This is a genomic window from Mucilaginibacter sp. P4_G9 (assembly GCF_056400985.1).
Map to the genome: position 1 here is coordinate 1 of NZ_JBFUKF010000470.1, position 3644 is coordinate 3644.

Consider the following 3644-nt stretch of genomic DNA (forward strand, 5'->3'; position numbering starts at 1 on the left):
GTATATAACCGTACCACCCATAACAACTCTTTAAACCGCTTTATTAACCTGGGGCCATACAAATTTGTAAAAAACAGGTTTGAGGATGTAACGCCCGACTCGCCAAAGCTGGATGTATACTACTTTTTAACCCCCCACCCCAAAAAATCATTACAGCTGGAAATCCTGGGCCGTACTACATCAGCCAACTACACCGGTACGCAGGTAAACCTTAACTGGAAACATCGCAATGCCTTTAAAGGTGCCGAGGCTTTAGCCATAACCTTATTTGGTAGTACAGATGTGCAATTGGGCGGTAACAATAATGGCTTTAATGTATACCAGGCCGGTATCACCACCACAATATCGTGGCCAAGATTCATCAGCCCCATATATCCTAAAGCCGATAACGCTTATATTCCACGTACCAACTTAACATTAGGATATACACTGGTTAACCGGCAAAAGCTATATACTTTAAATTCGTTTAACGCATCGTTTGGTTACCAGTGGAAAGAGAATGTTCACCGCAGTCACGAGCTAAACATCTTCAATTTATCATTTGTAAACCCCGAAAGTGTATCACAGCTTTATAAGGATAGCATAAAAAATACCCCAAACCCCGCATTACAGCATGTTATTGACAAGCAGTTTACCCTGGGCCCAAGCTACGGCTACACCTTTACCAATACCACCGAAGATTACCGAACCAATACACTGTACTACAACGGCAAAGTTGGTTTATCAAACAATATATACGGCTTGATTACCGGTGCCGATACTACCGCAGGCAAAGTAAAAAAGTTATTTGGCGCAATATTTAATCAATATGTTAAGCTGGAGAATGAGATAAGGTTTTTCCATAAAACCGGGCCTAACAGCACTTTTGCCAGCCGCCTGATAGTTGGCGTTGGCTTACCTTATGGCAACTCAACCCAGTTACCATACAGCCAGCAGTTTTTTATAGGCGGACCAAACAGCTTGCGCGGTTTCCAGGCACGTTCAATAGGCCCGGGATCATATAACCCTGCCACAGCTGTAAATGTTAACCGGGGCGATTTTTTACCTGATGAATCTGGTGATATAAAAATTGAAGCCAACGTGGAATATCGGCCAAAATTATTTAGCATTGTACGTGGCGCCTTGTTTGTTGACGCAGGTAACATATGGCTGTTGCACAGTGGCGGACGAAAGGGCGCCGCTTTCAGCAAAGATTTTTTGAATGATATTGCCGTTGATGCCGGCTTTGGTTTACGTTTCGACCTATCTGTACTGGTACTGCGCACCGACCTTGGCTACCCGCTCCGCTCGCCCTACGCTACAAATGGTCAACGCTGGAACTTTAACACCCGCTATGCCGTGTTTAACTTGGCCATTGGTTATCCATTTTAATTAACGACACATTTACATTTGTGAATCGCTGATTGTAATCTGCATATTTGCATAGCTACAGTTTGCACATCTACAATTATGACATCCATTCCCCTCCAGATCATCGACCTGCACGACGATGGCTTTCATCCCCTGATAGAGGTTATCCTGTTTGGCAAAGCTTTTATTATGGTATTAGATACCGGTGCATCAAAAACTGCTTTCGATCAAACCATGCTGGCCGGGGCAAGTGACGCAACTTCCATATTGGAGAGCGACAGGCTGTCAACAGGTTTGGGTACCAATACCATGCAATCGTTCACTGCCATCATTAGCGGCATGCAAATAGGTGATTTAACGGTTGATGATTTTGAAGTGGCCGTGCTTGATCTATCCTCCATCAATATAGCCTACGGCCAGATGGGTCATCCCGAAGTTTTAGGAGTTTTAGGCGGCGATATCCTAATGAAATATAAGGCTATTATTGATTATGGCAAGCAGGTCATGAAGTTAAAAAAGCTCCGCGATACAAAACGCAGGGATGGAAAAATAGCATAATGTAGAACTTTTCGTCCGCTCAGGGTCTCCATGAAAAGGGACCCCAAGCGGGCCGGCTTAGTGCTACTTGTTGGTACAGTGCTACCTGAATCCCTCAGGATGCTCTATTCAGAGAGACTCTGAGCGTAATTTAAGGGGGTTAAAATTTGTATTGATTATTAGCTCTCAAGTTTTTAATACCGATACGTGCCAACTCCTCCAATTGACGACCTGGGCCAAGCTCTATATCTTGAAATTTTTTAAATCCATAGCTTTGAAAAAAAGCTTCAGTATGAACATACATTTCTTTTAAAACGCCAATAAGTGAAGAAATATCACGCTCGTAACTTTCACTTTCATAGTTGAACTGATAATTGCTTTCGTATTCCATTAATAGTTCATTACCATCGCCGCTATAATAATTGATTATAAATTCAATTATCATTTTATTAGTAGAGAAATCTTTCCCGTATACCTCGATTACAGGTTCATACATAAACTCAGTTAAGTTTTTTTCTAACTGGTTTGTATGCAATACATATTTAATAACCTTAATGATTTCAATATTAAGTATTTTCACAATTAGTTGTTTTTTCTTTGAATATACCTTTTTTTACAGAAAAAATAAACCTTACACTATACTACCCGAATCCCTCAGGGTCTTCTATTCAGAGAAACCCTGAGGGTACAAGAAGGCTTTTATCATTGTAGGGTTTATATTGGAACAATCGTTCCAATATAAACCCTATTCGGCTAGGCATTTATTGTTGTGCTGGATACAGGGCATCTAAAACCGCATTTGACCAGGCTATGCTTGCGCAAGCTAGTGAAACAACTTCTATATTGGAAAGCGACAGGCTATCAACAGGTTTGGGTACCAATACCATGCAATCGTTCACCGCCATAATCAGCGGCATGCAAATCGGCAGTTTATTGGTTGATGATTTTGAAGTTGCCGTATTGGATCTATCTACCATCAACGTAGCCTACAGCCAGATGGGCCATCCGCAGGTATTGGGCGTTTTAGGCGGCGATATCCTGATGAAGTATAAAGCAGTAATTGATTACGGTAAACAGGTTATTAAATTAAAAAAGCCCCGCTTTAAAAAGCGGGGCTAAATATTATTTGATTAAAAGCATCTGCACATCTGAAATCTGCAAATTTGCACATCAATCCTATGTATCAATTTTGGCATACTTAGCGTTACGCTCAATAAACTCGCGGCGTGGGGCAACCTCATCACCCATCAGCATACTAAAGGTATGGTCGCACTCGGCAGCGTTTTCTATAGTAGCGCGTTTAAGTGTACGGGTGGCAGGGTTCATGGTAGTATCCCAAAGCTGAATATCGTTCATCTCGCCCAAACCTTTGTAGCGTTGTATGTGAACACTATCTTCTTTACCGGCACCTTTTAAGCGCTGTACGGCAGCATCACGCTGCACATCGTTCCAACAGTATTCAAACTCTTTACCTTTTTTAACCTGGTATAGCGGCGGCGAAGCAATGTATACATACCCGGCTTCTACCAACTCTTTCATATAACGGAAGAAGAACGTAAGGATCAGCGTGGTAATGTGCGATCCATCCACGTCGGCATCCGTCATGATGATGATCTTGTGGTAACGCAGTTTGGTAATGTTAAGCGCTTTATCATCATCAGGTGTACCGCGGCTAACGCCAAGGCCGGTAAACATGTTCTTGATCTCTTCGTTCTCGTAAATTTTGTGCTCCATGGCTTTCTCCACGTTCAGGATCT

At 42.3% G+C, this 3644-nt stretch carries 5 protein-coding genes; 3 read left to right on the forward strand and 2 right to left on the reverse strand.

What is annotated here, in order from left to right; all coding sequences use genetic code 11:
• The coding region (gene tamL, locus AC1DPZ_RS23905; RefSeq protein WP_477408188.1) for a translocation and assembly module lipoprotein TamL at window positions 1-1371 on the forward strand (1371 nt) is incomplete at its 5' end.
• 78 nt (window positions 1372-1449) lie between these two features.
• Window positions 1450-1908, forward strand: coding sequence for a retropepsin-like aspartic protease (locus AC1DPZ_RS23910; RefSeq protein WP_477408190.1), 459 nt, complete (start codon window positions 1450-1452; stop codon window positions 1906-1908).
• A 139-nt stretch (window positions 1909-2047) separates the two neighbouring features.
• Here AC1DPZ_RS23910 and AC1DPZ_RS23915 read toward each other — a convergent pair whose 3' ends face one another.
• A complete protein-coding gene (locus AC1DPZ_RS23915; RefSeq protein ID WP_477408192.1) occupies window positions 2048-2467 on the reverse strand; it encodes a hypothetical protein in 420 nt (139 codons plus the stop codon).
• Window positions 2468-2697: 230 nt separating this feature from the next.
• Here AC1DPZ_RS23915 and AC1DPZ_RS23920 point away from each other — a divergent pair, with 230 nt between their 5' ends.
• Complete coding sequence (locus AC1DPZ_RS23920; RefSeq protein WP_477408194.1) at window positions 2698-3006, forward strand: hypothetical protein; 309 nt, start codon at window positions 2698-2700, stop codon at window positions 3004-3006.
• A gap of 57 nt (window positions 3007-3063) precedes the next feature.
• Here the strand turns inward: AC1DPZ_RS23920 and AC1DPZ_RS23925 are convergent.
• The coding region (locus tag AC1DPZ_RS23925) for a toprim domain-containing protein (RefSeq protein WP_477408196.1) at window positions 3064-3644 on the reverse strand (581 nt) is incomplete at its 5' end.